The sequence below is a fragment of the Blastochloris tepida genome, from assembly GCF_003966715.1.
Lineage (GTDB): Bacteria > Pseudomonadota > Alphaproteobacteria > Rhizobiales > Xanthobacteraceae > Blastochloris > Blastochloris tepida.
The window spans coordinates 2,573,202-2,598,788 of record NZ_AP018907.1; the positions used below are offsets into that span (position 1 = coordinate 2,573,202).

22 protein-coding genes are annotated in these 25,587 nt (G+C 68.7%); 10 read left to right on the forward strand and 12 right to left on the reverse strand.

Features of this window, described 5'->3' with window-relative positions:
• Positions 1-395: 395 nt before the first annotated feature.
• Positions 396-2,246, forward strand: coding sequence for a dihydroxy-acid dehydratase (gene ilvD / locus BLTE_RS11735; RefSeq protein ID WP_126400819.1), 1,851 nt, complete (start codon positions 396-398; stop codon positions 2,244-2,246).
• 236 nt (positions 2,247-2,482) lie between these two features.
• On the opposite strand, the gene BLTE_RS11740 is transcribed toward ilvD, so the two are convergent.
• Positions 2,483-2,674 carry a hypothetical protein gene (locus BLTE_RS11740; RefSeq protein WP_126400821.1) on the reverse strand — a complete coding sequence of 64 codons (192 nt, stop codon included), beginning with the start codon at positions 2,672-2,674 and terminating at the stop codon, positions 2,483-2,485.
• Positions 2,675-2,752: 78 nt separating this feature from the next.
• On the opposite strand from BLTE_RS11740, the gene BLTE_RS11745 reads away from it, so the two are divergent.
• Positions 2,753-4,624 (forward strand): PAS domain-containing protein, encoded by a 1,872-nt coding sequence (locus tag BLTE_RS11745; protein WP_126400823.1) that lies wholly within the window; start codon positions 2,753-2,755, stop codon positions 4,622-4,624.
• On the opposite strand, the gene cobF is transcribed toward BLTE_RS11745, so the two are convergent.
• Positions 4,614-5,387 carry a precorrin-6A synthase (deacetylating) gene (gene cobF / locus BLTE_RS11750; RefSeq protein ID WP_126400825.1) on the reverse strand — a complete coding sequence of 258 codons (774 nt, stop codon included), beginning with the start codon at positions 5,385-5,387 and terminating at the stop codon, positions 4,614-4,616. The genes BLTE_RS11745 and cobF overlap by 11 nt on opposite strands.
• 80 nt (positions 5,388-5,467) lie before the next feature.
• Here cobF and mog point away from each other — a divergent pair, with 80 nt between their 5' ends.
• Positions 5,468-5,995, forward strand: a complete 528-nt coding sequence (gene mog, locus BLTE_RS11755) for a molybdopterin adenylyltransferase (RefSeq protein ID WP_174769546.1) — start codon at positions 5,468-5,470, stop codon at positions 5,993-5,995.
• Positions 5,996-6,007: 12 nt separating this feature from the next.
• Here the strand turns inward: mog and BLTE_RS11760 are convergent, their stop codons facing one another.
• Complete coding sequence (locus tag BLTE_RS11760) at positions 6,008-7,324, reverse strand: DUF3422 family protein (protein WP_126400827.1); 1,317 nt, start codon at positions 7,322-7,324, stop codon at positions 6,008-6,010.
• Positions 7,325-7,720: 396 nt separating this feature from the next.
• On the opposite strand from BLTE_RS11760, the gene BLTE_RS11770 reads away from it, so the two are divergent.
• The 4 genes from BLTE_RS11770 to BLTE_RS11785 all read left to right on the forward strand — a co-directional run bounded on the left by BLTE_RS11770 (position 7,721) and on the right by BLTE_RS11785 (position 11,250).
• Positions 7,721-8,110: a PEGA domain-containing protein gene (locus tag BLTE_RS11770; RefSeq protein WP_126400829.1), complete on the forward strand. Its 390-nt coding sequence runs from the start codon at positions 7,721-7,723 to the stop codon at positions 8,108-8,110.
• 197 nt (positions 8,111-8,307) lie between these two features.
• Positions 8,308-9,081: a (Fe-S)-binding protein gene (locus BLTE_RS11775; protein ID WP_126400831.1), complete on the forward strand. Its 774-nt coding sequence runs from the start codon at positions 8,308-8,310 to the stop codon at positions 9,079-9,081.
• A gap of 4 nt (positions 9,082-9,085) precedes the next feature.
• Positions 9,086-10,528, forward strand: coding sequence for a LutB/LldF family L-lactate oxidation iron-sulfur protein (locus tag BLTE_RS11780; protein ID WP_126400833.1), 1,443 nt, complete (start codon positions 9,086-9,088; stop codon positions 10,526-10,528).
• Positions 10,525-11,250 (forward strand): LutC/YkgG family protein, encoded by a 726-nt coding sequence (locus BLTE_RS11785; RefSeq protein ID WP_126400835.1) that lies wholly within the window; start codon positions 10,525-10,527, stop codon positions 11,248-11,250. Before BLTE_RS11780 ends, BLTE_RS11785 begins: the two co-directional genes overlap by 4 nt.
• Positions 11,251-11,358: 108 nt before the next feature.
• Here BLTE_RS11785 and BLTE_RS11790 read toward each other — a convergent pair whose 3' ends face one another.
• Positions 11,359-11,697, reverse strand: a complete 339-nt coding sequence (locus BLTE_RS11790) for a cysteine rich repeat-containing protein (RefSeq protein ID WP_244599972.1) — start codon at positions 11,695-11,697, stop codon at positions 11,359-11,361.
• A gap of 475 nt (positions 11,698-12,172) precedes the next feature.
• On the opposite strand from BLTE_RS11790, the gene BLTE_RS11795 reads away from it, so the two are divergent.
• The 3 genes from BLTE_RS11795 to BLTE_RS11805 all read left to right on the forward strand — a co-directional run bounded on the left by BLTE_RS11795 (position 12,173) and on the right by BLTE_RS11805 (position 14,829).
• Positions 12,173-12,736, forward strand: a complete 564-nt coding sequence (locus tag BLTE_RS11795; RefSeq protein ID WP_126400837.1) for a DUF2087 domain-containing protein — start codon at positions 12,173-12,175, stop codon at positions 12,734-12,736.
• Positions 12,737-12,930: 194 nt separating this feature from the next.
• Positions 12,931-13,206 (forward strand): N(2)-fixation sustaining protein CowN, encoded by a 276-nt coding sequence (gene cowN, locus BLTE_RS11800; protein ID WP_126400841.1) that lies wholly within the window; start codon positions 12,931-12,933, stop codon positions 13,204-13,206.
• Between the two features lie 132 nt (positions 13,207-13,338).
• Entirely contained in the window at positions 13,339-14,829 is a 1,491-nt protein-coding gene (locus BLTE_RS11805; protein ID WP_126400843.1) for a L,D-transpeptidase family protein, read from the forward strand.
• A gap of 213 nt (positions 14,830-15,042) precedes the next feature.
• On the opposite strand, the gene hemH is transcribed toward BLTE_RS11805, so the two are convergent.
• The 8 genes from hemH to BLTE_RS11845 form a co-directional block, all read right to left on the reverse strand.
• Positions 15,043-16,104 (reverse strand): ferrochelatase, encoded by a 1,062-nt coding sequence (gene hemH, locus BLTE_RS11810; protein WP_126400845.1) that lies wholly within the window; start codon positions 16,102-16,104, stop codon positions 15,043-15,045.
• Positions 16,105-16,249: 145 nt separating this feature from the next.
• Positions 16,250-17,488 (reverse strand): phenylacetate--CoA ligase family protein, encoded by a 1,239-nt coding sequence (locus tag BLTE_RS11815; protein ID WP_126400847.1) that lies wholly within the window; start codon positions 17,486-17,488, stop codon positions 16,250-16,252.
• A gap of 407 nt (positions 17,489-17,895) precedes the next feature.
• Positions 17,896-18,735: an ABC transporter ATP-binding protein gene (locus BLTE_RS11820; protein WP_126400849.1), complete on the reverse strand. Its 840-nt coding sequence runs from the start codon at positions 18,733-18,735 to the stop codon at positions 17,896-17,898.
• Positions 18,736-19,054: 319 nt separating this feature from the next.
• Positions 19,055-20,383 (reverse strand): ABC transporter substrate-binding protein, encoded by a 1,329-nt coding sequence (locus BLTE_RS11825; protein ID WP_126400851.1) that lies wholly within the window; start codon positions 20,381-20,383, stop codon positions 19,055-19,057.
• A gap of 59 nt (positions 20,384-20,442) precedes the next feature.
• Positions 20,443-21,519, reverse strand: coding sequence for a branched-chain amino acid ABC transporter permease (locus BLTE_RS11830; protein WP_126400853.1), 1,077 nt, complete (start codon positions 21,517-21,519; stop codon positions 20,443-20,445).
• 208 nt (positions 21,520-21,727) lie between these two features.
• Positions 21,728-22,642, reverse strand: a complete 915-nt coding sequence (locus BLTE_RS11835; RefSeq protein ID WP_197723296.1) for a branched-chain amino acid ABC transporter permease — start codon at positions 22,640-22,642, stop codon at positions 21,728-21,730.
• Between the two features lie 187 nt (positions 22,643-22,829).
• Complete coding sequence (locus BLTE_RS11840) at positions 22,830-23,630, reverse strand: ABC transporter ATP-binding protein (RefSeq protein ID WP_126400854.1); 801 nt, start codon at positions 23,628-23,630, stop codon at positions 22,830-22,832.
• Complete coding sequence (locus BLTE_RS11845; RefSeq protein WP_244600227.1) at positions 23,627-25,534, reverse strand: AMP-binding protein; 1,908 nt, start codon at positions 25,532-25,534, stop codon at positions 23,627-23,629. Before BLTE_RS11845 ends, BLTE_RS11840 begins: the two co-directional genes overlap by 4 nt.
• Between the last annotated feature and the right edge of the window lie 53 nt (positions 25,535-25,587).

The window sequence follows — 25,587 nt, forward strand, 5'->3', positions numbered from 1 at the left end:
TTGTCATGCCCGCGCTTGCAGCCAAGCTTGCGCAGGCTGCATGAATTTGCCTGCGCGGGCATCCACGTCTTGAAAACCTATTTGAAAACAAAGACGTGGATGGCCGGGACAAGCCCGGCCATGACGGATGACCGACCTATGTCGGTCTCCGTCGAAACCTGCCCGGCCATGACGACGGCGGGCTTGTGCCAGACGCCGCAGGCGCAAATCACGCCGAAAGAGATCGCGTTTCGGCTCGATCTCTCTCGGCCCAGGCGATTCAGATCCGTGAATGCCGTAGCCCACAAAGGGAGAGGAAGAGAAAGGAGCTCCGGCTGCGCCGCTTCAAGGTAAGATTGCCCTGCCGGGCGGTTGGGGGCATGGTGCGCGGCCTCGCGCTTCGGATTGGAATGACTATGCCTCAGTATCGCTCCCGGACCTCAACCCATGGCCGCAACATGGCGGGCGCCCGCGGCCTGTGGCGCGCCACCGGCATGAAGGACTCCGACTTCGGCAAGCCGATCATCGCGGTGGTCAACTCCTTCACCCAGTTCGTGCCCGGCCACGTCCACCTGAAGGACATGGGCCAGCTCGTCGCCCGCGAGATCGAGGCGGCCGGCGGCGTGGCCAAGGAGTTCAACACCATCGCCATCGACGACGGCATCGCCATGGGCCACGACGGCATGCTCTACAGCCTGCCCTCGCGCGACCTGATCGCCGACAGCGTCGAATACATGGTCAATGCGCACTGCGCCGACGCCATGGTGTGCATCTCCAACTGCGACAAGATCACGCCCGGCATGCTGATGGCGGCGATGCGGCTCAACATCCCGGCCGTGTTCGTCTCCGGCGGGCCGATGGAGGCCGGCAAGGTGACGCTGGCCGGCAAGGCGCACAAGGTCGATCTGATCGACGCCATGATCGCCGCCGGAAACGACAAGGTGTCGGATGCCGACGTGGCGGTGATCGAGCGCTCGGCCTGCCCGACCTGCGGCTCGTGCTCGGGCATGTTCACCGCCAATTCGATGAACTGCCTCACCGAGGCGCTGGGCCTGTCGCTGCCGGGCAACGGCACGGTGGTGGCGACGCATGCCGACCGCAAGCGGCTGTTCGTCGAGGCCGGGCACCTGATCGTCGATCTCGCGCGGCGCTACTACGAGCAGGACGACGCGTCCGTGCTGCCGCGGGCGATCGCCAGCTTCGCGGCGTTCGAGAACGCCATGACGCTCGACATCGCCATGGGCGGCTCGACCAACACCGTGCTGCATCTGCTCGCCACCGCGGCCGAGGCCGGCGTGAACTTCACCATGGAGGACATCGACCGGCTGTCGCGCCGGGTGCCGTGCCTGTGCAAGGTGGCGCCCTCGGTGGCGGATGTGCATGTCGAGGACGTCCACCATGCCGGCGGCATCATGGCCATTCTCGGCGAGCTCGACCGCGCCGGGCTGCTCGACACCGCGACCCGCACCGTCCACGCCGAAAGCCTGGGTGCCGCGCTGGATCGCTGGGACGTGCGCCGCACGTCGAGCGAGGCGGTGCATACCTTCTACCGCGCAGCACCCGGCGGGGTGCCGACCCAGGTCGCCTTCAGCCAGGAGGCGCGGTTCGACGCCGTCGATCTCGACCGCGAGAAGGGCGTGATCCGCGATCTCGAGCACGCCTTCTCCAAGGATGGCGGCCTCGCTGTGCTGACCGGCAACCTCGCCACCGATGGCTGCATCGTCAAGACCGCGGGCGTCGATGCCTCGATCCTCACCTTCTCGGGCCCGGCCAAGGTGTTCGAGAGCCAGGATGCGGCGGTCGCCGGCATTCTCGGCGGCAAGATCCAGGCCGGCGACGTGGTGGTGATCCGCTATGAGGGGCCGCGCGGCGGGCCGGGCATGCAGGAGATGCTGTATCCCACCAGCTACATCAAATCGAAGGGGCTGGGCAAAGCCTGCGCGCTGATCACCGACGGCCGGTTTTCCGGCGGCACCTCGGGCCTGTCGATCGGCCACGTCTCGCCGGAAGCGGCGGAAGGCGGGCTGATCGCGCTGGTCGAGGATGGCGATCGCGTTGAGATCGACATCCCGAGCCGCACCATCCGCCTCGCGGTGCCGGACGCCGAGATCGCCCGCCGTCAGGCGGCGATGGAGGCGCGCGGCGAAGCGGCCTGGCAGCCCAAGGACCGCACCCGCGTGGTGTCGGCGGCGCTGCAGGCCTATGCGGCGATGACCACCTCGGCCGCGCGCGGCGCGGTGCGCGACCTCAAGTCGCTGAAGCGCTGAAAACCCGGAAGCGTGAAGACGGCTGCGCCCTGCCTTTGCGGCAGGGCGCAGACGGCGGCCGCCCGACGGATGGCGGCGCAAACAAAAGATTGTGACCGGACGCAACCAGCGCATTCGGCTTCCCTCGGCGCCCGGCCTTGTCCAGAATGGTGAACCTGAACCGGGGGCTGGGAGACCAATCACTGACGTGCAAATCCGGCGGCTGTTCCGCGTGTGGGGTCCATCCCGGATTGCGTCTACAAGAATGCATTTTTCTGCTTCAAGTAGAGCGCGGGTGATGTATGAGTGAGAACGAATGCGTCTTCCCCGGCAGTGTGGCGGAAGCGGCCGATGGCCGTGATGCCAGTGGCCGTGATGCCAGTGGTCGCGATCCCAATGGCCGCGATGCCAGTGATCGCGACTCCAACGGTCATGATGCCAGCCGTCATGATGCCAGCCGCCGCGGGACCTCGGACACTCAGGACAGCGTGGGCTCTCGCGAGACCGCGGCGTGTACGGTGCGTGCCATGGAAGCCCGCAGCCGGCTGGAGGCGCTGGCCGAGACCGGCCTCCTCGACTCGGAGACCGAGGAGCGGTTCGACCGGCTGACCCGGATGGTGGCGCGCACGCTCGGCGTGCCGATCTCGCTGTTCTCGCTGGTCGATGACCGCCGGCAGTTCTTCAAGAGCGCGTTCGGGCTCGGGGAGCCCTTGGCCAGCCGGCGCGAGACGCCGCTCAGCCACGCCTTCTGCCGCCATGTCGTCGCCAACGACGCGCCGTTCCGGGTCGATGACGCCCATGTCCACCCGGTGGTGGCGCAGAACCCGGCCATGCTCGAGCTTGGCATCGTCGCCTATCTCGGCGTGCCGGTGCGCACGCCGAAGGGCCACGTGCTGGGCGCGCTGTGCGCCATCGATGTCAGCCCGCGCGTGTGGTCGCAGGACGCGCTCGTTTTGCTGGAGGATTTCGCGGCGCTGGTCGAGGGCGAGATCGACCTGCGCGCCGAGGTGCTGCGCCGCACCGAGGCCGAGGAGATGCTGACGCTCGCCGTCGAGGCCACCGGGCTCGGCCTGTGGTGGCTCGACCGGCCGGACGGCAAGGTCATCTGCTCGGACTCCTGCCGCACCCTGCTCGGGCTGCCGGACGCCGGCCCGGTCGCCTACGCCGACTGGCTGGCCCTGGTGCACCCGGGCGACCGGGCGAAGGCCGATCAGTTGCTGCGCGCCGCCTTCGAGCCGGCGGACGAAGGCCTGTTCCAGCACGAGTTCCGCATCCTGCGCCCGGACGGCGACATGCTGTGGGTGGCCGCCACCGGCCAGACCGAGAAGAGCGAGAGCGCAGCCGAGGCGGGCGGCCCCAGGCGCCTCGTCGGCACGGTGCGCAACATCACCAACCGCAAGCGGACCGAGGAGCTGCTGGCCCAGAACGAGCGGCGCTGGCGCGAAATCCTCAACACCATGCCGCAGATGGTGTGGTCAGCCCTGCCGGACGGCCGCAGCGACTATTACAATGATCGCTGGTACGAATATACAGGCACACCGCACGGCAGCACCGACATCGACGAGATGCGGGCCCTGCTCCACCCCGACGACGCGGCGCGCGTCTGGGAGGGCTGGAGCCATGCGCTGGCCAGCGGCGAGCCGTTCGACATCGAGTGCCGGCTGCGCCGCCATGACGGCCAGTACCGCTGGACGCTCGGCCGCGCGCTGCCGATGCGCAACGACGCGGGCGAGATCGAGCGCTGGTTCGGCACCTGCACCGACATTCACGATCTCAAAGTCGCCGAGGAACAGCGCGAGCTGATCGCCCGTGAGCTGTCGCACCGCATCAAGAACATTTTCGCGGTGGTCAACAGCCTGGTGACGCTGTCGGCGCGGGCCGACCCGCTGGCCCGGCCGTTCGCCGACGCGGTGCGCTCGCGCATCGAGGCGCTGGCGCGCGCCCACGACTATGTGCAGCCCTATGGCGGGCCGCACCGCGAGAACCCCAACGAGACCAGCGTGCTCGGGCTGCTGGAGACGCTGCTCGCCGCCTATCAGGAGGATGGCCGGGCGCGGATCGAGGTCTCGGGCTCCGACCATCCGACCGGCATCCACGCCGCCACCGCGCTGGCGCTGCTGGTGCACGAGCTCGCCACCAACGCCATCAAATACGGCGCGCTGTCGGCGCCCGACGGGCAGGTGACGATGACCTGCGAGGCGGCGGGCGACACCTACTGCATCACATGGAGGGAACGGGGCGGCCCGCCGGTGGGGCCACCGCCGGCCCGCAAGGGCTTCGGCACCATCCTGTCCGAGCGGGCGGTGGCGGTGCAGCTCGGCGCCACCATCACCCAGGACTGGGAGCCCGAAGGGCTCAAGGTGCGCATCGTCGCCCCGTTCGAGCGGCTCACCCGCTGAAGGGGCCCGCGCGCCGGCGCAGCAGATAGCTGTCCATGATCCAGCCCTTGGCGGCGCGGCGCTCGGCGCGCAGGCGCAGGATGTCGCCGGTCACCTCGCTCGCGGGACCTGAGACCAGCACCTCGTCGGGCGTGCCGAGATAGGCGCCCCAGAAGATATCGAAGTCCTGGCGGGGGAAACCCTCCAGCGACGAGCCATCGTCGAGCATCACCACGATGGTGTCGGCGCCGGTGGCGACCGCCTCGGCGATGCGCCGGCCGGTGGTGACGTGCACCGCGCCGCCGATGGTGTTGAGCGGGATGCGGTGGGCGGCCGTCAGCGCCTGCACCGCGCTGATGCCGGGGATCACCCGGTATTCGAACGCCGTGCGCCCCTGCGCCAGCACCCTGTCGAGGATGCGGATGGTGCTGTCATAGAGCGCGGGCTCGCCCCAGACCAGGAAGGCGCCGGTCTGGCCGTCCTCAAGCTCGCGCTCGATCGCCGCTGCGTAGGCCTCCGCGCGCTCCTGGTGCCAGGTGTCGACGGCGGCGAGATAGTCGGCGGGCGCACGGTCGCGCTTGGGGTCGGCGATCGCCGCCACGCGGTAGCGCGGCTGGCGGATGAAGCGGGCGCAGATGTCCTCGCGCAGCCGGATCAGGTCGGCGGTGCGCGCCCCCTTGTCGACGACGAAGAACACGTCGGCGGCGTTCAGCGCCTCGATGGCCTGGACGGTGAGGTGGTCGGGATTGCCGGCGCCGATGCCGATGAGAAGGATGGTTTTCATGCGCTCTTGGCGAATGCCGTTCCCACGTTTCGCGAAAAATGGTCTAGAGGCCCCATCGTCCGCCATCAAGGAGGCCCGCCATGATCGCCCGCATCGGCATCGTCACCGTCTCCGACCGCGCCGCCAAGGGCCTCTATGAGGACGAGGGCGGGCCGGCGATCGCCGGCTTCCTCGACGAGACCATCGTGTCGTCATGGCAACGGGTGGTGCGAATCATCCCCGACGGATTCGAGGGCGTGCGCGACACGCTGATCGACCTTGCCGACCGCGAGCGCTGCGACCTGATCCTGACCACCGGCGGCACCGGCCCGGCGCCGCGCGACGTGACGCCCGAGGCCACCGCGGCGGTGATCGTCAAGGAGCTGCCGGGCTTCGGCGAGCTGATGCGGCGGAAAAGCCTGGAGCAGGTGCCGACCGCCATCCTGTCGCGCCAGATCGCCGGCACCCGCGGCACCAGCCTGATCATCAACCTGCCCGGCCGCCCGGCCTCGATCCGGCTGTGCCTGATGGCGGTGTTCCCGGCCGTGCCCTATTGCCTCGATCTGATCGGCGCCTCCCGCATCGACACCGACCCGGCCGTGTGCGCGGCCTTCCGCCCGGCGGTGTGAGGGGAAAGCCCATCACCCCTCGTGTTCCGAGTGCTTCTTGCGGATGCGCGAGACGAGGCGCCACAGCACCAGCACGACGATCGGCACCGCGCCGGCGGTGACCAGCTCGGGCGTGACCGACATGCCGAAATCATAGGCGCCCTTGGCGAGATAGCTGATCAGCCCGACGACGTAATAGCTGACGGCGGCGATCGACAGCCCCTCGACCGTCTGCTGCAGGCGGAGCTGCAGGCGCGAGCGGCGGTTCATCGATTCGAGCACTTCGAGGTTCTGGCGCTGCACGTCGATGTCGACGCGGGTGCGCAACAGGCCGGCGGCGCGGGCGAGCTTGACCGACAGGTCGGCCTCCCGGTCGGCGATCGCCTGGCAGGTGCGCACGGCCGGCGCCATGCGGCGGGACAGGAACGTCGCCCAGGTCGGGAAATCGGCCACCGGGTGCTCGTCGATCGCCTGCAGGCGCTGCAGCAGGATGTCGTTATAGGCGCGCGACGCGCTGAACCGGTAGGAGGTGGCGGCGGCCGCCGCCTCGATCTCCGACGACAAGGTGATGAGGCGGTCGAGCTGCTGGTGGTTGGCGGCAAGACCCTCGGTCATGCGCATCGATTCGGTGAGGTCGGCCAGTGCGCGCTCGATGCGGCGCACCTGCGGCGTCACCCGCTGCGCCTCCGGCAGGCCGAGCAGCGCCAGCGTGCGGTAGGTCTCGATTTCCAGCAGCCGCTGCACCAGCGAGCCGGCACGCGCCGGCCCCAGCGCCCGATCGAGCACCAGGATGCGGATGTAGCCGGCCGGATCGAGCAGGAAGTCGGTGGCGATCTCGGCCGCCCCGCCATAGACCACCGAGCGCGCGAGGCTGGTGCGGTCGAACAGCCGCTCGGGCGCGATGCCGGCGCCGGCATCGGCGATCAGGTGCAGGTCGGCCGCCACCAGAAGCGGCCCCGGCTGCGGCACCAGCCGCATCGGGTCCGACACGTCCGCCGCCGGCGGATGGAACGGCACCGGCACGCCGGCCAGCCCCTCCGAGGGCAGGTCCCAGGTGTAGGTGGTGAATTCGGCGTGCTGCTCCCAGCGCAGCAGCGTCGCGCCGAGCGAGGCGCGGAAATATTTGACGTCGGGCTTGGGCGCATCGAGGCCGCGCGCGGAAAGGTAGCGCGAGAGCGCCACGCGGTCGGCCTGGGCGTGCTCGACGTCGGTGAGGAAGGTGAAATGCAGCACCCGCCGCGGCGTCTCCATCAAAGTGAAGGGCCGCGCGTGAACCTCGCTCAGGACGGCGGTGCGCAACGGATGGGCCGCGAGCGTCCGTTCCTCGCCGATCGCAACTGCTCCCGTCACCCATCGCCTCCCCTGTTGCGGCCTGCCCCGGTGCGGCCGTCGTTCGCGCCGCCGCCGCAACCGCAGCGGGCGGCGCATTGCAACCCTCTCCGCGTCCCGTCCGGTGCGTCGCCGATACCGGAGAATGCCCTGCGGTCCCGGCAATCGGCAACACTTTCGTGCCGCGGCGCACAGAAGCTGTTGATCATGACAATTCCTCAACAGAACCTCTGATTGACTCGCCCGAAATTCCGGCATCCCATGCCATGATACGGTTTCCGGCCTAGAGGGAGGGACAACCGTCGTCCGATCGCCGAAAGCCCCGCTGTCGAACGCGCGGATTTCGGCGAGACCGTTTCCGGCATCCCGAAGGGATCGACCGGAAACCGTGTGACAGCGTGCAGCGGGGGGAACGGCATGCGGATCGGTGCGGTGGTGGTCGCCGCGGCGGCGCTCGCTTTGGGCGGGTGCGCCGGGACGGGATCGGATTTCGACATCTTCGGATCGTCGGCGACGGAACTTCAGGTCACCTCGGAGCCGGCCGGCGCGCAGGTCCAGGTGTCGACCGGCGAGAGCTGTGCGGCGACGCCCTGCACGATCAAGGTTCCGCCCGGCGCCGAGCAATATGTCGTCACCGTCAGCAAGGCCGGCTTCCTCGACCAGTCGGTCGAGGTCGGCTGGGTCGCGTCGGCCGGCAGCGACAGCGCCAGCATGATGCAGCCGCAGCTCGCCCCCAATCCGGTCAGCGTGACGCTGGAGCCGGCCCCGGCGAAGAAAAAGAAGAAGTCCAAGGCGAACGCGAACTGACCCGCGCGAACTGACCAGCGCAGACTGAGCCGCGCGAGCCGGCCGGTGCGCGCGGGCGTTCGGCGTGATGCGCACTTGACCTTCGGTGAGCGCGCGGTTTGCGCCCTTGCATGGCTCGGGGCGTTCCGTCACAGTCCGCCACGCCGCGGGCGGCAGGAGCGTGCCGCACGGCGCCACTGCCCCCGGGAGAGACCCGCATGAATTCGCAGACCCCGGCGCGTCCGCGCGTCGGACTGTTCGTCACCTGCCTTGTCGATCTGATGCGGCCGAAGATCGGCTTCGCCGCCGCCAAGCTCCTGGAAGACGCCGGCTGCACGGTCGAGGTGCCGAGCCAGACCTGCTGCGGCCAGCCCGCCTTCAATGCCGGCGACCGCGCCACCGCCCGCGATCTGGCGCGGCAGGTGATCGAGGCGTTCGAGCCCTACGATTATGTGGTGGTGCCGTCCGGCTCGTGCGCCGGCATGATGAAGACCCATTATGTCGAGCTGTTCGACGACCCCGAGGAGCAGGCGCGGGCCGGCCGCTTCAGCGCCCGCACGTTCGAGCTGACGTCGTTCCTGGTCGACGTGCTGAAGGTCGAGCGCATCAACGCCATCTATGAAGGCACCGTCACCTATCATGACGGCTGCGCCGGCCTGCGCGAGCTCGGCATCAAGGACCAGCCGCGCAAGCTGCTCGGCCACGTGGTCGGCCTGACGCTGGCCGAGATGGCCGACACCGAGGCCTGCTGCGGCTTCGGCGGCGCCTTCAGCGTCAAGTATCCCGAGATTTCCGCGGCCATCGCCGACCGCAAGACCGCCAATATCGGCGCCACCGGCGCGCCGATGGTGGTGGCCGGCGATCTCGGCTGCCTGATGCACATCGCCGGCCGGATGCAGCGCGAGGGCCGGCCGGTCCAGGCCCGCCACGTCGCCGAGATGCTGGCGGGCATGGGCCACGAGCCGGCGATCGGCGAGCCGGACCGGAGCTAGCGCCGTGGCTGTCCGCATCACCTCCCCGGCCTTCAAGGCCAATGCCCGGCAGGCGCTGGCCGACGCGCCGCTGCAGACCTCGATGCGCAATCTCGAGGTCAATTTCATCGGCCGCCGCCGCGCCGCCGCCGAACGCCTGCCCGAGTTCGAGGCGCTGCGCGATGCCGCGCGCGACATCAAGGACCACACGCTGGCCCATCTCGACCTCTACCTCACCGCCTTCGAGGACAAGGTGGTCCAGGCCGGCGGCCACGTGCACTGGGCGGCAACCGCGGAGGATGCGCGCACCATCGTGCTCGACATCTGCAAGCGGCTCGGCGCTCGCACCGTCACCAAGGGCAAGAGCATGATCTCGGAGGAGATCGCGCTCAACGAGCACCTGGAGCAGAACGGCGTCACCCCGGTCGAGACCGATCTGGGCGAATACATCATCCAGCTTCGCGGCGAGATGCCCTCGCACATCATCGCCCCGGCGGTGCATCTGACGCGCGAGCAGGTGGAGGGCGACTTCCGCCGCGCCCACACCCATCTGCCCAAGGACCGCAATCTCGACGAGGCGGCGACCATGCTGGCGGAGGCGCGCGGCGTGCTGCGCGGGCGCTTCCTCGCCGCCGATGTCGGCATCACCGGCGCCAATTTCCTGATCGCCGAGACCGGCACCTCGGTGATCGTCACCAATGAGGGCAATGGCGACCTCACCCAGACGCTGCCGAAGGCCCACATCGTGCTGGCCTCGATCGAGAAGGTGGTGCCGACGCTGGAGGACGCCACCACGCTGCTGCGGGTGCTGGCGCGCTCGGCCACCGGCCAGGAACAGGCGGTCTACACCACGTTCTCGACCGGGCCGCGCCGCGCCGCCGATCCCGACGGGCCGGGCGAATATCACGTCGTGCTGCTCGACAATGGCCGCTCGCGCATGCTCGGCACGCCGTTCCAGCCGATGCTGCGCTGCATCCGCTGCGGCGCCTGCTTCAACCACTGCCCGGTCTATCAGCGGGTCGGCGGCCACGCCTATGGCTGGGTCTATGGCGGGCCGATGGGCGCGGTGCTGACGCCGACGCTGATCGGCATCCATCAGGCCGGCCACCTGCCCAACGCCTCCACCTTCTGCGGCCGCTGCGAGGACGTCTGCCCGATGCGCATTCCGCTGCCGAAGATGATGCGGCACTGGCGCGAGCGGCAGTTCGAGAAGAGCCAGATGCCGCTGGCCGAGCGCTACGCCCTCGACGCCTGGGCCTATTTCGCACGGCGCGGCTGGCTCTACCGGCCGGCGAGCCGGCTCGGCGTGGCAGCGCTGCGCCTTCTCGCCTTCGGCCGCGGCCGGCTGCGCTGGCTGCCGTTCGCCGGCGGCTGGACCTCGCAGCGCGACCTGCCGGCGCCGGCCGGCACCACCTTCCAGGCCGCCTGGAAACAGCACGTCAAGGCACGCCGGAGGGCCGCCCGATGAGCGACAGCGAGTCCGCCCCCACCCTCAAGCCGGTCAACCGGCCGCCGCGCGCCACCAGCCGCGACCGCGTGCTGGGCACGCTGCGCCACGCGCTCGATGCCGCCGCCTTCGAGGAATTGCGGCGCGACGTGGTGGCGTCGCGGCTTGCCAGCCATCCGCGCGGGCCGATCCCGGCGCGCGGCCAGATCGATCGGGCCGGCCGCCTCGCGCTGTTCCGCGATCAGGCGATCGCGGCCGGCGCCACGGTCGAGCCGCTGGCGAGTCTGAACGCGGTGCCGGCCGCCGTCTGCGCCGTGCTGCGCGCCCACAATCTGCCGCTGCAGGTGCGGATGGGCGCCGATTCCAGGCTTGCCGCCCTGCCCTGGCACGCCGAGCCGGCGCTGGAGATCGGGCTCGGCCCCTCCGACGGCGGCGACCTCGCCGCGGTGTCGTTCGCCTTCGGCGCGGTCGCCGAATCCGGCACGCTGGTGCTGCTGTCGGGGCCGAACAACCCGACCACGCTCAACTTCCTGCCCGACACCCACATCGTGGTGCTGGCGGCCGACGACGTGGTGGGCGACTACGAGACGGTGTGGGACGCGCTGCGCGCCCATTTCGGGCCGGCGGTGATGCCGCGCGCCATCAACTGGATCACCGGCCCGTCGCGCTCCGCCGACATCGAGCAGCGGCTGGTGTTCGGCGCCCACGGGCCCCGCCGGCTGCATATCCTGGTCGCGGGGTAGCGGCGGCGGCCCTTCGCCGTGTCCGGGGGCGACCCCTCGTCGTTCCCGGCGAGAGTTCGACTCGCCCGTCCGGGCTCGGGTCCGGACGGGCGAGCTGGCCGCACCCGATCAATTCTGCCGGTTGCGGCCCATGCCGCGGCCACCGCCAGTGTTGTCGAGCGCATTGCGGCAATCCGCCGTCAGCTTGTCGCGGTTGCTCTCCAGGCAGGCGCGCGCCTCGCCGCCGCCGTGCGGAACCTTGGCGCAGTATTTGGCGAGGTCGGCCGAGCACATCTGGCCGACCGGCCCGGCACCGGTGCCGCCGCCCATGCCCCCCCCCATTCCGCCACCCATTCCGCCGCCCATGCCGCCCTGCGCGCCGGCCGGGACGGCGATCAGCAGCGCCGCACCGAACAGAGCAACGGGCGCCATCGCACGGACTGCGATCTTCGAAAGGCTGCGTGTCATGACATCCTCCTGGGGTTTCGGGTTGGATCCCCTCATTCGGTTTCCGGTTGATCCCTTCGGGATACCGGAAACAGTCTCGCCGAAAACCCCAGGTCCTCAAGAGAGTCTCGATAACGGGTTTTTCGGCGATCGGAATACGGTTCTCCGGCTTGATCAGCCGGAAACCGTATTGCGCGTTGATCAACGCCGCTGGGGCCTCCGGTGATCCCGAACGGAAGCCTCGCACAAAGCGGCTGACGGGGATCTGATCCTGGCCGTCAGACGGCTGTCAGCGAGCTGGGAGCCGATTCCCTTGCGGCCGGCGCGGCGGGCGCCTATATCGGCTCCCGGTCGGCAGTTCACCGAGGCGTCGCCGTCCCGAAAGGGAAGCTGAACCTGCCATCTGTCATGTGATCGACACCGCGCACCCCGTGCCCGTGTCGCAAGCCGGCGACCACGACGCTCCGATCCCGGAATGGCACGAAGGGGATCAGCGATGTCCAGACCGATCTTTCCGTTCCATGCGGAGGATATCTCCGCGCTCGCCCGCGCGCTGAAGAGCCAGCTCGACAGCCGCGAGGCGCCGCCCGGCCATGTCGAGCTGCTCAACATGCTGGCGCGCGGCGCCGGCTGGAAGAACTTCCAGCACTTCCGCGCCCAGTTCGAGGCGCAGGAGCGCGTCGAGCTGCGGCTGGCCGAGCCGCCCGCCCCACCGCCCAAGATCGATTGGCGGCGGATCGAGCGGCTGTCCTGGCTGTTCGACCTCGACGGCCGGCTTGCGCGCTGGCCGAAGAAGTTCAACCAGCAGCAGACCTGCCTGTGGGTGCTGTGGTCGCGGATTCCGGCCCGCCGCGCCCTGACCGAACGCGAGGTCAATGTGGCGCTGCTCGACCAGCACACATTCGGCGACTACGCCCTCATCCGGCGCGAGATGATCGACGCCGGGATGATGACGCGCACGCCGGACGGCCGGGTCTACCGCCGCATCGAGCAGGCACCGCCGGCCGACGCGCTGGCGCTGATCCGGGTGCTGGCCGGCCGCGGCGCGCGGGCCGCGTAGGCTTTCCGACAAAGCCTGTCGTCCCGGATTCCCCGCGAGACCCGGGACGACAGTGCGCCGCGGATAACGGCACGGTGCTTGCTTTCGTCCCGACAAACGCCCTGGCGCGTCCGCCGATCCGATCGGATCGGCCGGGCGCTCCAGGCTTTGGTTGTCGCATTCCCGTTCGCGGCGGATGCTCCAAGGGACTTGAGATGGATCAGCGTACCGACCGTTACGTAACGTTCAAGAACATCGATTGCGACGGCAGGACCCGTCTGGTGATGGCGCGGATCGAGGACTACGTCGCCACGAGCGACAACCCGTTCTGGGGCTATTTCCGCCAGCAGCGCGAGCTCGCCCACGGCCGGGGACTCGACGACCTGCGCGTGCTGCACAATTATCTGCCGACGCTCCGCGAGATCCTGGAAGAGATCGACGACCAGGAGACGCTGGAGATGCTGGAAGACCTGGAGCGCACCTGCATGTGACGGAACGGACGGCGAGCGCGCGGCTGGTTTCGTCACGAAAAGACGCGCGCCTTCGGACCGAATCGGCTCTGCTGGCGACCTTCGGGTTCGGGGCGTTCCCGGCCCGACCCACATTCCGCCGAGACCCAGGCCATGGTCCCGATCCGCCGTCTTCCGATCCGCCGTCTTCCGTTCGGCCGTCTTGCCCGCTCCCTGCCGCTTGCGGCGCTGATCGCTGGAGCGCCGATCACCTTGGCGCTGGTCGTTTGGGCGCTGCCGGCGCGCGCCCAGTGGGACGCCCTGACGCCGCTGGCCGCCGACAGTTTTCAGACCGATACCATCGATTCCCGCGCCGCCGCGCCGAAGCGGACGGGCGTGGCTCAGCCGGTGGCGCCGCAGCCGCAGCCCCCGGCGCCGCCGCGCGCCAACGGTCCCGAGCAGGCCACCGTCTCGCAGTCGCCGGTCCCCACCTTCTCGCCCGACAGCCTGCGCGCGACCGAACGCACGCTGATGCTCTACCGCGACATCGCCGCCCGCGGCGGCTGGCCGAGCGTGCCGCCGCCCGCCCCCGGCACCACGCTGGCGCTCGGCGCCACCGGGCCGGCGGTGGCGGTGCTGCGCCAGCGGCTGGCCATCTCCGGCGACCTCGCCCCCCGGGCGGCGATGGGCGGCGCGTTCGACATGGAGGTGGAGGAGGCCTTGCGCCGCTTCCAGCTTCGCCACGGCCTCACCACCACCGGTGCGGTCGGGCCGATGACGCTGAAGGCGCTCAACGTGCCGGCGGCCGAGCGGGTGCGCCAGCTCGAAGCCTCGCTGGCGCGGCTGGCCGAGCGCGATTTCGTGTTCGCCCAGCGCTACGTGGCGGTGAACCTCGCCGCGGCGGCGGTGGAGGCGGTGGACGGCGGCCGGGTGGCGCGACGCTTTCCGGCGGTGGTCGGGCGGCCAGAGAACGCCTCGCCGGAGCTGGTGGCCCGCATCACCGCGGTCAATCTCAACCCGACCTGGACGGCGCCGCTCTCCATCGTCAAGAAGGAGATCCTGCCCAAGCTGGCGCGCGACCCCGGCTATCTCGCGCGCGCCAACATGCGGCTGATCGACGGCGACGGCCGCGAGATCGATCCGCGCTCGGTGAACCCGAACGGGCCGGTCAATTTCAGCGTCCGCCAGGATTCCGGCGCGTCGAACTCGCTGGGCTTCCTGCGCATCGACATGCCGAACAGCTATTCGGTCTACATGCACGACACGCCGCGGCGCGACCTGTTCCGCTCCGACTACCGCTTCCACTCGCACGGCTGCGTGCGGGTCGGCGATGTGCGCGACCTTGCGGTCTGGCTGCTCACCGACACGCCGGGCTGGGACCGCAAGCAGATCGACGCGGCGATCGCCACCGGGCGGCGCACCGACATCCGGCTCACCAACGCCCTTCCGGTGGTGTGGATCTATCTCACCGGCTGGGGCACCACCGACGGCCTCGCCCATTTCCGCGAGGACGTCTACGACCTCGACGACAAGCGCCGGCTCGATCCCTCCATGCTGGTGGCGGCGCGCCGGCCGGACGCCACCGGCGCGGCCGGCTTGGCGCTGCAGAGCGCAAAGCGCCCGCTCGACCTCAAGCCCAGCGCCAACCGGTTGGACGACATGTAGGCGGCAGGACGCGGGGGCGAGGGTGTCGTCCCGGGTGGGGGAAAGGCTGTCGTCCCGGGGGGAAAAGATCGTCGTCCCGGGCAAGCAGCCTTGGCTGCGCGACCCGGGACCGTTCGCAGGAAGGTCGCGTCCCTTTTCGGAGGACGATCCCGGCTCCTCGCTTCGCGAGGTCCGGGATGACGCTCGCCCGGGATGACGATGCGAGGCCCAGCCTCAGATCCAGCCCTTGAGCTCGCGCTCGACGAGGTGGCGAATCACCCGGATGCCGCCCGCGCCGTCATTGAGGCTCGGCAGATAGGCGAACGCCTCGCCGCCATGGTGCAGGAAGATCTCGCGGTTCTCGACGTCGAGCTCCTCCAGCGTCTCCAAACAGTCGATGGCGAAGCTCGGCGCCACGATGGCGAGCTTCTTCACGCCGCGCTCGGCCAGCGCCTTCACCGTCTCGTCGGTATAGGGCTGCAGCCATTCCTCATTGCCGAACCGCGACTGGAAGCTGAACATCACCCGCTCGGTGTCGAAGCCCAGCGCCTCGCGGATCAGCCGCTTGGTCTTGGCGCAGTGGCAGTGATAGGGGTCGCCCTTCATCAGGTAGCTTTTCGGCACGCCGTGGAACGAGATCAGGATGATCTCGGGCTCGAAGGTGAGCTTGGCGAGCGACGCCTTCATGCCCTCGACCACGGCGTCGATGTAGACCGGGTCGTCGTAATAGGGCGGCAGCACGCGGATGGAGGGCTGCCAGCGCATCTTCATCAGCGTCTGGAACGCCTTGTCGCAGGCCGACGCGGTGGTGGCGGCCGAATACTGCGGATAGAGCGGCGCCAGCAGGATGCGGTCGCAGCCGGCCTCCTTCAGCGATTTCAGCCGCTCGTCGATCGAGGGGTGGCCGTAGCGCATCGCCCAATCGACCACGATGCGGCCGTCGACGCCCCCCAGCTCGGCGCCGAGCTTCTCGGCCTGCGAGCGGCTGATGGTCTTGAGCGGGCTCTCGTCGCGGTCGTTGTTCCAGATCGAGGCGTAGGCCTTGCCTTTCACCGCCGGCCGGCGCGGCAGGATCATGGTGTTGAGCACCACCCACCAGTAGATGGGGTTGACCTCGATCACCCGGCGGTCGGTGAGGAATTCCTTCAAATAGCGGCGCATGGCCCAGTAGCCGGTGCCTTCGGGCGTGCCGACATTCAGCAATAGGACTCCAATCCTGCCGAATTTGACGGGCGGGTGGTCGACCGGCAGGTGGGCGGAGGTGGCCATGTCGAACCGGCTGGGTTGCATATTCATGCGTCCGTGTCCTTTCGCGCCACGACATAGGACTGCCGCAGCGCGACGTCGAGCAAGCGGGCGACCCGCCAACGAAATTGTGACAGCAATTGCGCCCGACCCAAAGTCTGGACCGATTCGGGGCCGGCAGGACACGCCCGTGGGCTCATGAGGCGACGGGACGGGTATCGAGGATCACCTTGCCGTCATTGGCCAGGGTTCCGGGTGCAACCAGTTCCACCGCGCCCTTGAGCTTGGTCACCGCCGCCAGCGTCGCCCCCAGCGCCTCGGCCAGTGCCGCATCGCCGGCCGCGGCCTCCGCCTTCAGCGTCATCACGTCCTGCTCGCCGGCCCGGGCGACCACCAGCTGCAGCCGGCCGATGTCGCGGTGGCGCCGCGCTACCTCGGCGATCTGGGCCGGGGTGACGAACATGCCCTTGACCTTGGTCGACTGCTCGGCGCGGCCCATCCAGCCCTTGATGCGGCGGTTGGTGCGCCCGCACGGCGAGGTGCCGGGCAGGATCGCCGACAGATCGCCGAGCGAGAAGCGAATCAGCGGCCGGTGGATGTCGAGCGAGGTCACCAGCACCTCGCCGACCTCGCCGTCGGCGACCGGCTCGCCGGTGCCGGGGCGCACGATCTCCAGCACCACGTCCTCATTGACCACCATGCCGGCGCGGGCCGGCGTCTCATAGGCGATGCAGCCGAGATCGGCGGAGGCATAGAGCTGGTAGGCGGCGATGCCGCGCCCGGCCACCTCGGCCTGCAGCGACGGCGGAAACGCCGCGCCGGATACCACCGCCTTGGTCAGCGACGGCGCGACGCCCTTTGCGGCGGCGGCATCGAGCAGGATCTTGAGGAAGTCCGGCGTGCCGCAATAGGCCACCGGGCGGAACGCCGCCATCACCTGAAGCTGCTGCTCGGTGTTGCCGGGGCCGGCCGGAATCACCGGGCAGCCCAGCGCGCGCGCCGCCTGATCGAGCATCAGCCCGCCGGGCGTGAGATGGTAGGAGAAGGTGTTCAGCACCACGTCGCCGGGGCGGAAGCCGGCGGCATAGAGGCTGCGCGCCACGTTCCACGGGTCGGCATGGGCCGGTTCGGGCTCGAAGATCGGCCCCGGCGAGGCGAACAGCCGGCCGAATGCCGCCAGCCGCTCGGCGACCAGCCCGCCGAACGGCGGCTCCGCTGCCTGCCGCTCAGGCAGTGACGATTTATAGAGCACCGGCAGCTTGGCGAGCGCGGCGCGGCTGGTCACCGCGTGCGGGTCGATGCCGTCGAGATGCCGCGCCCAGCCCGGCGCCGTCATCGCCTTGGCGATCACCGCCGGCAGCCGGGCGGCGAGGTCGGCCTCGCGCGCCTCGGGCGACCGCGTCTCCAGCGCGTCGAAATGTTCGGCCTCGCTCATCGCTCCCTCCCCCGATGCGTGGCTGCATTGAAATATAGGCACGCCGGGCCGTCCAGGCAGGGCCGGAGGGAACCGGATGGCCCGTCGCCATCGCGGCCTTCGGGCGCGCGCCTCGGTACCCGGCTCTTTCTTCCCTCTCCCTCCCGGGCCACGCTCGCGCGCCCGGGCGCAGGCTCTTGTGGGAGAGGGTGGCGCTCCATCCCTCTCCCCTTGTGGGAGAGGGGGCCGAGCGATTGTCAGATCGCGAGGCGGGTGAGGGGTGAATCTTCCAGCAAATGCCGTATGTACCCCTCACCCGGCTCGACCTCGCATGCGCTCGGTCTCGCCACCCTCTCCCGCAAGGGGAGAGGGAAGGGCGTGCGACTCCCGGCCGGCAGATGTTCCGATGCCGTCACCCGGAACCCGCGTCACGCCAGCCAGCGCTTGCGGCGCTTGTAGTGCTTGCCTTCGCGGAACGACTTCTGCTTGCCCTGGGCGATGCCGAGATAGAATTCCTTGACGTCCTCATTGTCGCGCAGCGCCTGGGCCGCGCCGTCCATCACCACCCGGCCGTTCTCCAGGATGTAGCCGTAGGTGGCGTATTTCAGCGCCATGAACGTGTTCTGCTCGGCCAGCAGGAACGACACGTTCTCCTGGGCATTGAGCATCTTCACGATCTCGAAGATCTCCTCGACGATCTGCGGCGCCAGCCCCATCGACGGCTCGTCGAGCAGGATCATCTTCGGGCGCGCCATCATCGCCCGGCCGATCGCCACCATCTGCTGCTCGCCGCCGGAGGTGTAGCCGGCCTGCGAGCTGCGCCGTTCCTTGAGGCGCGGGAAATAGGCGTAGACGCGCTCGAGGTCGGCCTTGATCGCCCGCTGGCCGTCGCGGCGGGTGAAGGCGCCGGTGAGCAGGTTCTCCTCCACCGTGAGGTGGCCGAAGCACTGGCGGCCCTCCATCACCTGGATGCAGCCGCGCCGCACCAGCAGATTGGGCGACAGCGCCTTGACCTCCTCGCCCTCGAACAGGATCGAGCCCTTGGTGACCTCGCCGCGCTCGGCGTGCAGCAGGTTGGAGATCGCCTTCAAGGTGGTGGTCTTGCCGGCGCCGTTGCCGCCGAGCAGCGCGACGATGCCGCCGCGCGGCACCTCCAGCGACACGCCCTTCAGCACCAGGATGACGTGATCGTAGATCACCTCGATATTGGTGACGGTCAGGATCTTGTCCGGAGCAGCGGCGGGCTGGATCGTCTCGGCGGCGGTCATGGCTGGTGTCTCCGCTACAGTCTCGTCGTTGCGTCTCGTCGTCCGGTGTCGTGGTTGCCGGCTTGTCGTCCCGGGCAAGGGCCGAAGGCCCGCGACCCGGGACCGTCCTCAGAAAGAGGTCCCCGCTCGGAAAACGATCCCGGGTCTCGCTGACGCTCGCCCGGGATGACGAATTCCGCAGTGCTTCGCTCCGCGCATGCGGCGGGGCGGGTGAGGGGCAAACCTTGGGGCTGGGCAACAGGAACAGGTTGCCCCTCACCCTGGACGCGCCGCGGCTCCACCCTGCAGGGATGGGCGATCGCCGCGGCGCGCTTCGGGATCAGCTCCGTCCGTCGCAGGCTTCGGTCCGCTTCGGCCAGCCGGCATTCTTCTCGGCATAGTCCTTGGCGGCGGACTCGATCATCGGGCGCACCAGATCCTTCATCGGCTCGATATAGTCCGAGCCGCGCACGAACTTGCTGCCGTCCCACTGGGCGATGAACACGCGGTTGTGGCCCGAATGGTCGTCGCACGAGATGTTCACCGGCGCGGCGAAGCCCGCGAAGCCCATCTCCTTCCAGCGCTCCTCGGAGATGTTCATCGACTCGAGCCCGCGCCGCACGTCCTCGCCGGTGACCACCTTCTTGCCGGTGACCTGCTGGGCGGTGCGGATGGCCTCGGCGATCAGCGCCGAATTGTACACGCCGCGCGAATAGAGGTTCTCGCCGACCTTGGCGCGGTCGCCGACCGCGAGATTGCGGTCATAGACATATTTCAGGATGTCCTGCACCGCCGGATAGTCGGCGCCGGCGCCGTGGAAGCTGAGCGTGCGGTAGCCCTTCGCCTCCGGCCCGCCGGCCCGCGCGTCGTCGTCGCCGCCGGCCCACCACACGCCGACCAGCTTGCTGATCGGGAAGTTGGTGCGCACCGCCTCCTTCACCGCGGTGGGGTTCATCGCGCCCCAGCCCTGATTGTAGATCCAGTCGACGCGGTCGCGGCGGATGGCGAGCCAGGTCGAGGCCTGATCCTGCATCGACTGCGCCGGCACCGGATAGAGCTTGAGGTTGAAGCCGTAGCGCTTGGCCAGATCCTCCATCACCGGGATCGGCTCGCGGCCGAACGGCGCATCGAGATGGACGAGGCCGATGGTCTTGCCCTTCAGCTTGTCGACGCCGCCCTCCTGCTCGGCGACGAAGCGCACGAACACCGAAGCGCCGTCCCAATAGGTCAGCGGCGGGTTGAAGACCCAAGGGAACACCCGCCCGTCCGCCGCCGCCGACAGGCCGTAGGCCATCGTCAGCAGCGGGATCTTGTCGACCGAGGCGCGCGGGATGAGCTGCAGCGTCAGGCCGGTGGAATAGGGATTGTGGACGACCGGGTTCTTGCCCTTGGTCGACTCGTAGCATTCGACACCCTTCTTGGTGTCGTAGCCGGTCTCGCACTCCTCGATGATGAGCTTGACGCCGCCGATGCCGCCGTCGCGCTGGTTCAGCATCTCCAGATAGTCGCGCATGCCGTTGGCGATCGGCGTGCCGGAGCCGGCGAAATTGCCGGTGCGATAGGTGAGGAGCGGCACATAGATGCCCTCCTCCGCCTTGGCCGGCGGCGCGCCCGCGGCAAGCACGACGGCGAGCGCCGTGCCGAAGATCCAGCCTGTCGGTGTCCTCATGTGGTTCTCCCAGGTTTCGGCGTCGTCGTTCGCGTTGCCGATTATGCTTGTTTGCGGTCTCAGTAGGGAAAGGGCCAGACCCGAAGCTTCTGCTTGGCGATCTGCCACAGCCGGGCGAGGCCGTGCGGCTCGACGATCAGGAAGGCGATGATCAGCGCGCCGATGGCGAAGTGGGTCAGATGCTCGACGCTGGCGCTGCCGATATGGATGCCGATCAGCGGCAGGCCGAATTTCAGCAGCGTCGGGAAGCTGGAGATGAAGGCGGCGCCGAAGAACGAGCCGATGAGGCTGCCCAGCCCGCCGATGATCACCATGAACAGGATGTTGAACGACTGGTTGATGTTGAAGGCGTCCGCCGCCTCGCCGCCGCCGTACCACAGGAACATCATCACCGCGCCGGCGACGCCGCAATAGAAGGACGACACCGCAAAGGCGAGCAGCTTGGTGTTCAGGAGGCGGATCCCGATCAACTCGGCGGCGATGTCCATGTCGCGCACCGCCATCCATTGCCGGCCGATGCGGCCGTGCACGAGATTGGAGGCGACCCAGGTCATCCCCACCACGATGGCGAGGATGAGATAGTAGCGCACCTCCGGCGTGGCATTGGCGCCGGTGACGTCGATGCCCATCAGCGTGCGCACCGGCACCTCGATCGCGCCCGAGGCGTTGTTGTTGTAGAGCCACGGAATGCGCACGAAGCACCACTGCAGGAAGAACTGCGCCGCCAGCGTCGCCACCGCCAGATAGAAGCCCTTGATGCGCAGACTCGGCAGGCCGAAGATCACGCCGATGGCGGCCGAAAAGAAGCCGGCCGACAGGATGTGGACGACGATCGGCACGTTGGGGAAGATGGTGGTGAGCTTGTAGCAGGCATAGGCCCCCACCCCCATGAAGGCGCCGGTGCCGAGCGAGATCAGCCCGGTATAGCCGGTGAGGATGTTGAGCCCGATCGCCGCCAGCGAGAACACCAGGAACGGGATCATCACCGAGCCGACGAAGAAGTCGCTGGCGACGAGCGGCAGCGTGAACGCTACGAACAGGATCACGGCGACGCCGATCCGATCCTGCAGGATCGGGAAGATCGCCTGATCGGCGTAGTAGCTGGTCTTGAACTGACCGGCCTCACGATAGAACACGCCTGCCTCCCGTCAGAGCCTTGCCGAACCGGTCGACCGGACGGTGGCTCCCCTGTTGTTGTGTCGCGCCTGCCGAAATCGCGCCCCGCACTCGCGGAAATCGTTCCGGAGCGCGATCCGATCCGACGGCATCAGATCGCTTGCTTCACGTCGTCTTCGCTTCGCATTTTCTGACGCAAAACCGGTTCCCACCTTTGCTGAAAATGCTCTAGATCCGCTCGATGATCTTCTCGCCGAACAGGCCCTGCGGCCGGAACAGCAGGAAGGTCAGCGCGATCATGTAGGCGAGCCACGCCTCGATGCCCTTGCCGAGCAGCGGCCCCCAGTAGAACTCGCCCACCTTCTCGCCGATGCCGATGATCAGCCCGCCGACGATGGCGCCGGGCACCGAGGTGAAGCCGCCGAGGATCAGGACCGGCAGCGCCTTGAGCGCGATGATCTGCAGCGCGAACGACACGTCCGAGCGCGCGCCCCACATGATGCCGGTGATCAGCGCCACGACGCCCGCCGTGAACCACACGATCACCCAGATCTGCTCCAGCGAGATGCCGACCGACAGCGCCGCCTTGTGGCTGTCGGCGACCGCGCGCAGCGCCCGGCCGATGCGGGTGTACTGGAAGAACAGCGACAGCGCCGCGATCATCACGAAGGCGATCACCGCCGCGGCGATGTCGAGCTTCTGCAGGCTGACGAAGCCGCCGAACACGTTGAGGTCGATCGATCCGCGCGGCAGGAACAGCTCCTCGGTGATCATCACCTTGGGATTGCCGCCGAAGATGAATTCGCCGAGCCCGATCAGCGCATAGGTGAGGCCGATCGTCGCCATGAACAGGATGATGTCGGGCTGGTTGACCAGAGGCCGCAGCACCACCCGCTCCACCGCCACCGCCAGCACCAGCATCACGCCGAGCGTGAGCAGCAGCGCCAGCCAAGCGTTGATGCCGAACTCGTGGAGCCCGACCAGCGTCAGCGCCGCGAACACCACCATGATGCCCTGGGCGAAGTTGAACACGCCCGACGCCTTGAAGATCAGCACGAAGCCCAGCGCGATCAGCGCATAGAGCATGCCGGCGACGAAGCCGTCCCACAGCGTCTGGATCAGCAGATCCGGCATGTCGGCCATCTGGACGAAGGGATCGACCAGCACGGCATAGAGCACGTCGCCGCGGGTCAGCGCCCCGGCCTGCACGGCAAGCGCGGTGACGACAGCGACCAGCGCAAAGCCGATCAGCACCCACGCGCCGGCGCCGAGCTTGAGGTTGAACACGCCGCCCTGCGCGGAATCGAGGCTCGTCATCTCATCGACTCCATCAATGCGCCACGCCGAGATAGGCGTCGATCACCGCCTGATCGGTCTTCACCTCGGCCGGCGTGCCGTCGGCGATCTTGCGGCCGTATTCGAGCACGACCACCCGGTCGGACAGATCCATCACCACGCCGATATCGTGCTCGATCAGAGCGATGGTGGTGCCGAACTGGTTGTTGACGTCGAGGATGAAGCGGCTCATGTCCTCCTTCTCCTCCAGATTCATGCCGGCCATCGGCTCGTCGAGCAGCAGAAGCTCCGGCTCCATCGCCAAGGCGCGGCCAAGCTCGACGCGCTTCTGCAGGCCGTAGGGCAGCTTGCCGACGGGCGTCTTTCGGATGTGCTGGATCTGCAGGAAGTCGATGATCTCCTCGACCGCCTTGCGGTGCTCGACCTCCTCGTTCATCGCCGGGCCATGGCGCAGCAACTGCCAGAAGAAGCCGCGCCGCATCTTCAGCGCCCGCCCGGTCATGATGTTGTCGAGCGTGGTCATGCCCTTGAACAGCGCCACGTTCTGGAAGGTGCGGGCGATGCCGCCGCGGGCCGCCTCGTAGGGCCGCATCTTCGGCCGCGTCACGCCCTTGAAGGTGATGCGGCCCTCGGTCGGGTGATAGAAGCCGTTGATGCAGTTGAGCATCGACGTCTTGCCCGCGCCATTGGGGCCGATGATCGCGCGGATCTCGCCCTTGCGGATGTCGAAGCTCACATCGGTCAGCGCGCGCACGCCGCCGAAGCGGAGCGACACCCGCTCGACCGCCAGCAGCGTGTCGCCGGCGACGATCTGATCGGTCGACGGCGCCCTCATGCCGCGTGCTCCATCATGCGCGCCGCCGCGGCCTCGGCCTTCGGCGGATAGGTCTTCGAGTCGCGGATGGCGACGCGCGCCGAGATCGAGCCCTTGCGGCCGTCCTCGAACGTCACCTCGGTGGTGATGTCGCACAATTCGGCGCCGGAATAGAGCGCCTCGACCAGCGGCGCATAGCGCTCGGCGATGAAGCCGCGGCGGACCTTCTGGGTGCGGGTCAGTTCGCCGTCGTCGGCGTCGAGCTCCTTGTGCAGCACCAGGAAGCGCTTGATCTGGCCGCCCGCCATCATCGGCTCTTCGCTGAGCGAGCGGTTCACCTCGTCGACGTGCTCGGCGATCATGTCATAGACCAGCCGGTGGCCGGCGAGCTCCTGATAGGAGGCGTAGACGATTGCGTTGCGCTCGGCCCAGCTTCCCACCGCCACGAGATCGATATTGAGCATCACGGTGACGAAGTCGCGGTCCTGGCCGATCGCCACCGCTTCCTTGATGGTGGGATAGAATTTCAGCTTGTTCTCGATGTATTTCGGCGCGAACAGCGCGCCCGAGGCGAGCTTGCCGACATCCTTGGCGCGGTCGATGATGCGCAGATGGCCGGTGGCCTCGATGAAGCCAGCGTCGCCCGAATGCACCCAGCCGTCCGCGGTCTTGGTCTCGGCGGTCTTGTCGGGTTCCTTGTAGTAGCCGAGGAACACGCCGGGCGAGCGGTAGAGTACCTCCCCCGACTCGGCGATCATGATCTCGACCTCGGGCGAGGGACGGCCCACCGTCTCGGCGCGGATCTCGCCGTCGGGCTGGGCGGTGACGTAGACCGAGGCTTCGGTCTGGCCGTAGAGCTGCTTCAGATTGATGCCGAGCGAGCGGTAGAAGCGGAAGATCTCCGGGCCGATCGCCTCGCCCGCGGTGTAGCCGACCTTGAGCCGCGTCATGCCGAGCCGGTTCTTGAGCGGGCCGTAGACCAGGAATTCGCCGAGCCAATAGATCATGCGGGCCGACAGCGGCACGCTCTCGCCGTTCAGCATCTTCTCGCCCCAGCGCCGGGCGTGGGCGATGAAGGCGTTGAACATCTTGCGCTTGAGGACGCCGGCATCCTCCATGCGCACCATGATCATGGTGAGCAGCGTCTCGAACACGCGCGGCGGCGCGAAGAAGAAGGTCGGCGCGATCTCGCGGCGGTCGTCGGTGACGGTGGCTTCCGACTCCGGACAATTGACGCAGAAGCCGGCGGTGAACGACTGCGCATAAGAAAAAATGTGGTCGCCGACCCAGGCCAGCGGCAGATAGGCGATCACGTCCTCGGTCTCGTCGAGCCGGTCGAACGCATTGCCGTTGCGGGCCGAGCGGATGACATTGTCGAACGACAGCATCACGCCCTTTGGCCGGCCGGTGGTGCCGGAGGTGTAGAGGATCACCGCGAGGTCGCGGCCGGTGCCGCGGCCGATCGCCTGCTCCCACGCCTCGCCGATGTCGGGCGCGCCGGCCAGCACGGCACGGCCTTGCGCCTGCACGTCCTCGAAGGATTTGAGCCGCGCCGGATCGTAGTCGCGCAAGCCGCGCGGCTCGTCATAGATGGTGAGCGTGAGATTGGGCAGCCGGTCGGCGATGGAGAGCAGCTTGTCGACCTGCTCCTGGTCCTGCGCCATGGCGAAGCGCGCCTCGGCGTGCTCCAGCACATAGGCCATCTCGTCGGCCACCGAGTCGGCATAGACCGGCACCGGCACCGCGCCCAAGGCCTGGGCCGCGCACATCGCCCAATAGAGCCGCGGCCGGTTGCGGCCGACGATGGCGATCTTCTCGTGTTGGCGCAAACCGAGCGCCTGAAGCCCGAGCGAGAACGCCCGGACTTCATCGAGTGCTTCGGCCCAGCTCCAGGTCTGCCAGATCCCGAGATCCTTCAGACGCATCGCCGGGCGGCCGCCGCGCGAAGCGGCGTTCTGCAGCAACAGCTTGGGAAAAG

Bases quoted from the DNA above. Each gene is read 5' to 3' on its own strand.
- BLTE_RS11840 (WP_126400854.1), bottom strand. From the start codon at position 23,630: ATGAGGGCGCCGTCGACCGATCAGATCGTCGCCGGCGACACGCTGCTG.
- BLTE_RS11825 (WP_126400851.1), bottom strand. From the start codon at position 20,383: ATGAGGACACCGACAGGCTGGATCTTCGGCACGGCGCTCGCCGTCGTG.
- BLTE_RS11785 (WP_126400835.1), top strand. From the start codon at position 10,525: ATGAGCGACAGCGAGTCCGCCCCCACCCTCAAGCCGGTCAACCGGCCG.
- BLTE_RS11740 (WP_126400821.1), bottom strand. From the start codon at position 2,674: ATGACGGCTGGCATCATGACCGTTGGAGTCGCGATCACTGGCATCGCG.
- ilvD (WP_126400819.1), top strand. From the start codon at position 396: ATGCCTCAGTATCGCTCCCGGACCTCAACCCATGGCCGCAACATGGCG.
- hemH (WP_126400845.1), bottom strand. From the start codon at position 16,104: ATGAATATGCAACCCAGCCGGTTCGACATGGCCACCTCCGCCCACCTG.
- BLTE_RS11805 (WP_126400843.1), top strand. From the start codon at position 13,339: ATGGTCCCGATCCGCCGTCTTCCGATCCGCCGTCTTCCGTTCGGCCGT.
- mog (WP_174769546.1), top strand. From the start codon at position 5,468: ATGATCGCCCGCATCGGCATCGTCACCGTCTCCGACCGCGCCGCCAAG.
- BLTE_RS11745 (WP_126400823.1), top strand. From the start codon at position 2,753: ATGGAAGCCCGCAGCCGGCTGGAGGCGCTGGCCGAGACCGGCCTCCTC.
- cowN (WP_126400841.1), top strand. From the start codon at position 12,931: ATGGATCAGCGTACCGACCGTTACGTAACGTTCAAGAACATCGATTGC.
- BLTE_RS11845 (WP_244600227.1), bottom strand. From the start codon at position 25,534: ATGCGTCTGAAGGATCTCGGGATCTGGCAGACCTGGAGCTGGGCCGAA.
- BLTE_RS11795 (WP_126400837.1), top strand. From the start codon at position 12,173: ATGTCCAGACCGATCTTTCCGTTCCATGCGGAGGATATCTCCGCGCTC.
- BLTE_RS11820 (WP_126400849.1), bottom strand. From the start codon at position 18,735: ATGACCGCCGCCGAGACGATCCAGCCCGCCGCTGCTCCGGACAAGATC.
- BLTE_RS11790 (WP_244599972.1), bottom strand. From the start codon at position 11,697: ATGACACGCAGCCTTTCGAAGATCGCAGTCCGTGCGATGGCGCCCGTT.
- BLTE_RS11770 (WP_126400829.1), top strand. From the start codon at position 7,721: ATGCGGATCGGTGCGGTGGTGGTCGCCGCGGCGGCGCTCGCTTTGGGC.
- BLTE_RS11835 (WP_197723296.1), bottom strand. From the start codon at position 22,642: ATGGCCGACATGCCGGATCTGCTGATCCAGACGCTGTGGGACGGCTTC.
- cobF (WP_126400825.1), bottom strand. From the start codon at position 5,387: ATGAAAACCATCCTTCTCATCGGCATCGGCGCCGGCAATCCCGACCAC.
- BLTE_RS11775 (WP_126400831.1), top strand. From the start codon at position 8,308: ATGAATTCGCAGACCCCGGCGCGTCCGCGCGTCGGACTGTTCGTCACC.
- BLTE_RS11815 (WP_126400847.1), bottom strand. From the start codon at position 17,488: ATGAGCGAGGCCGAACATTTCGACGCGCTGGAGACGCGGTCGCCCGAG.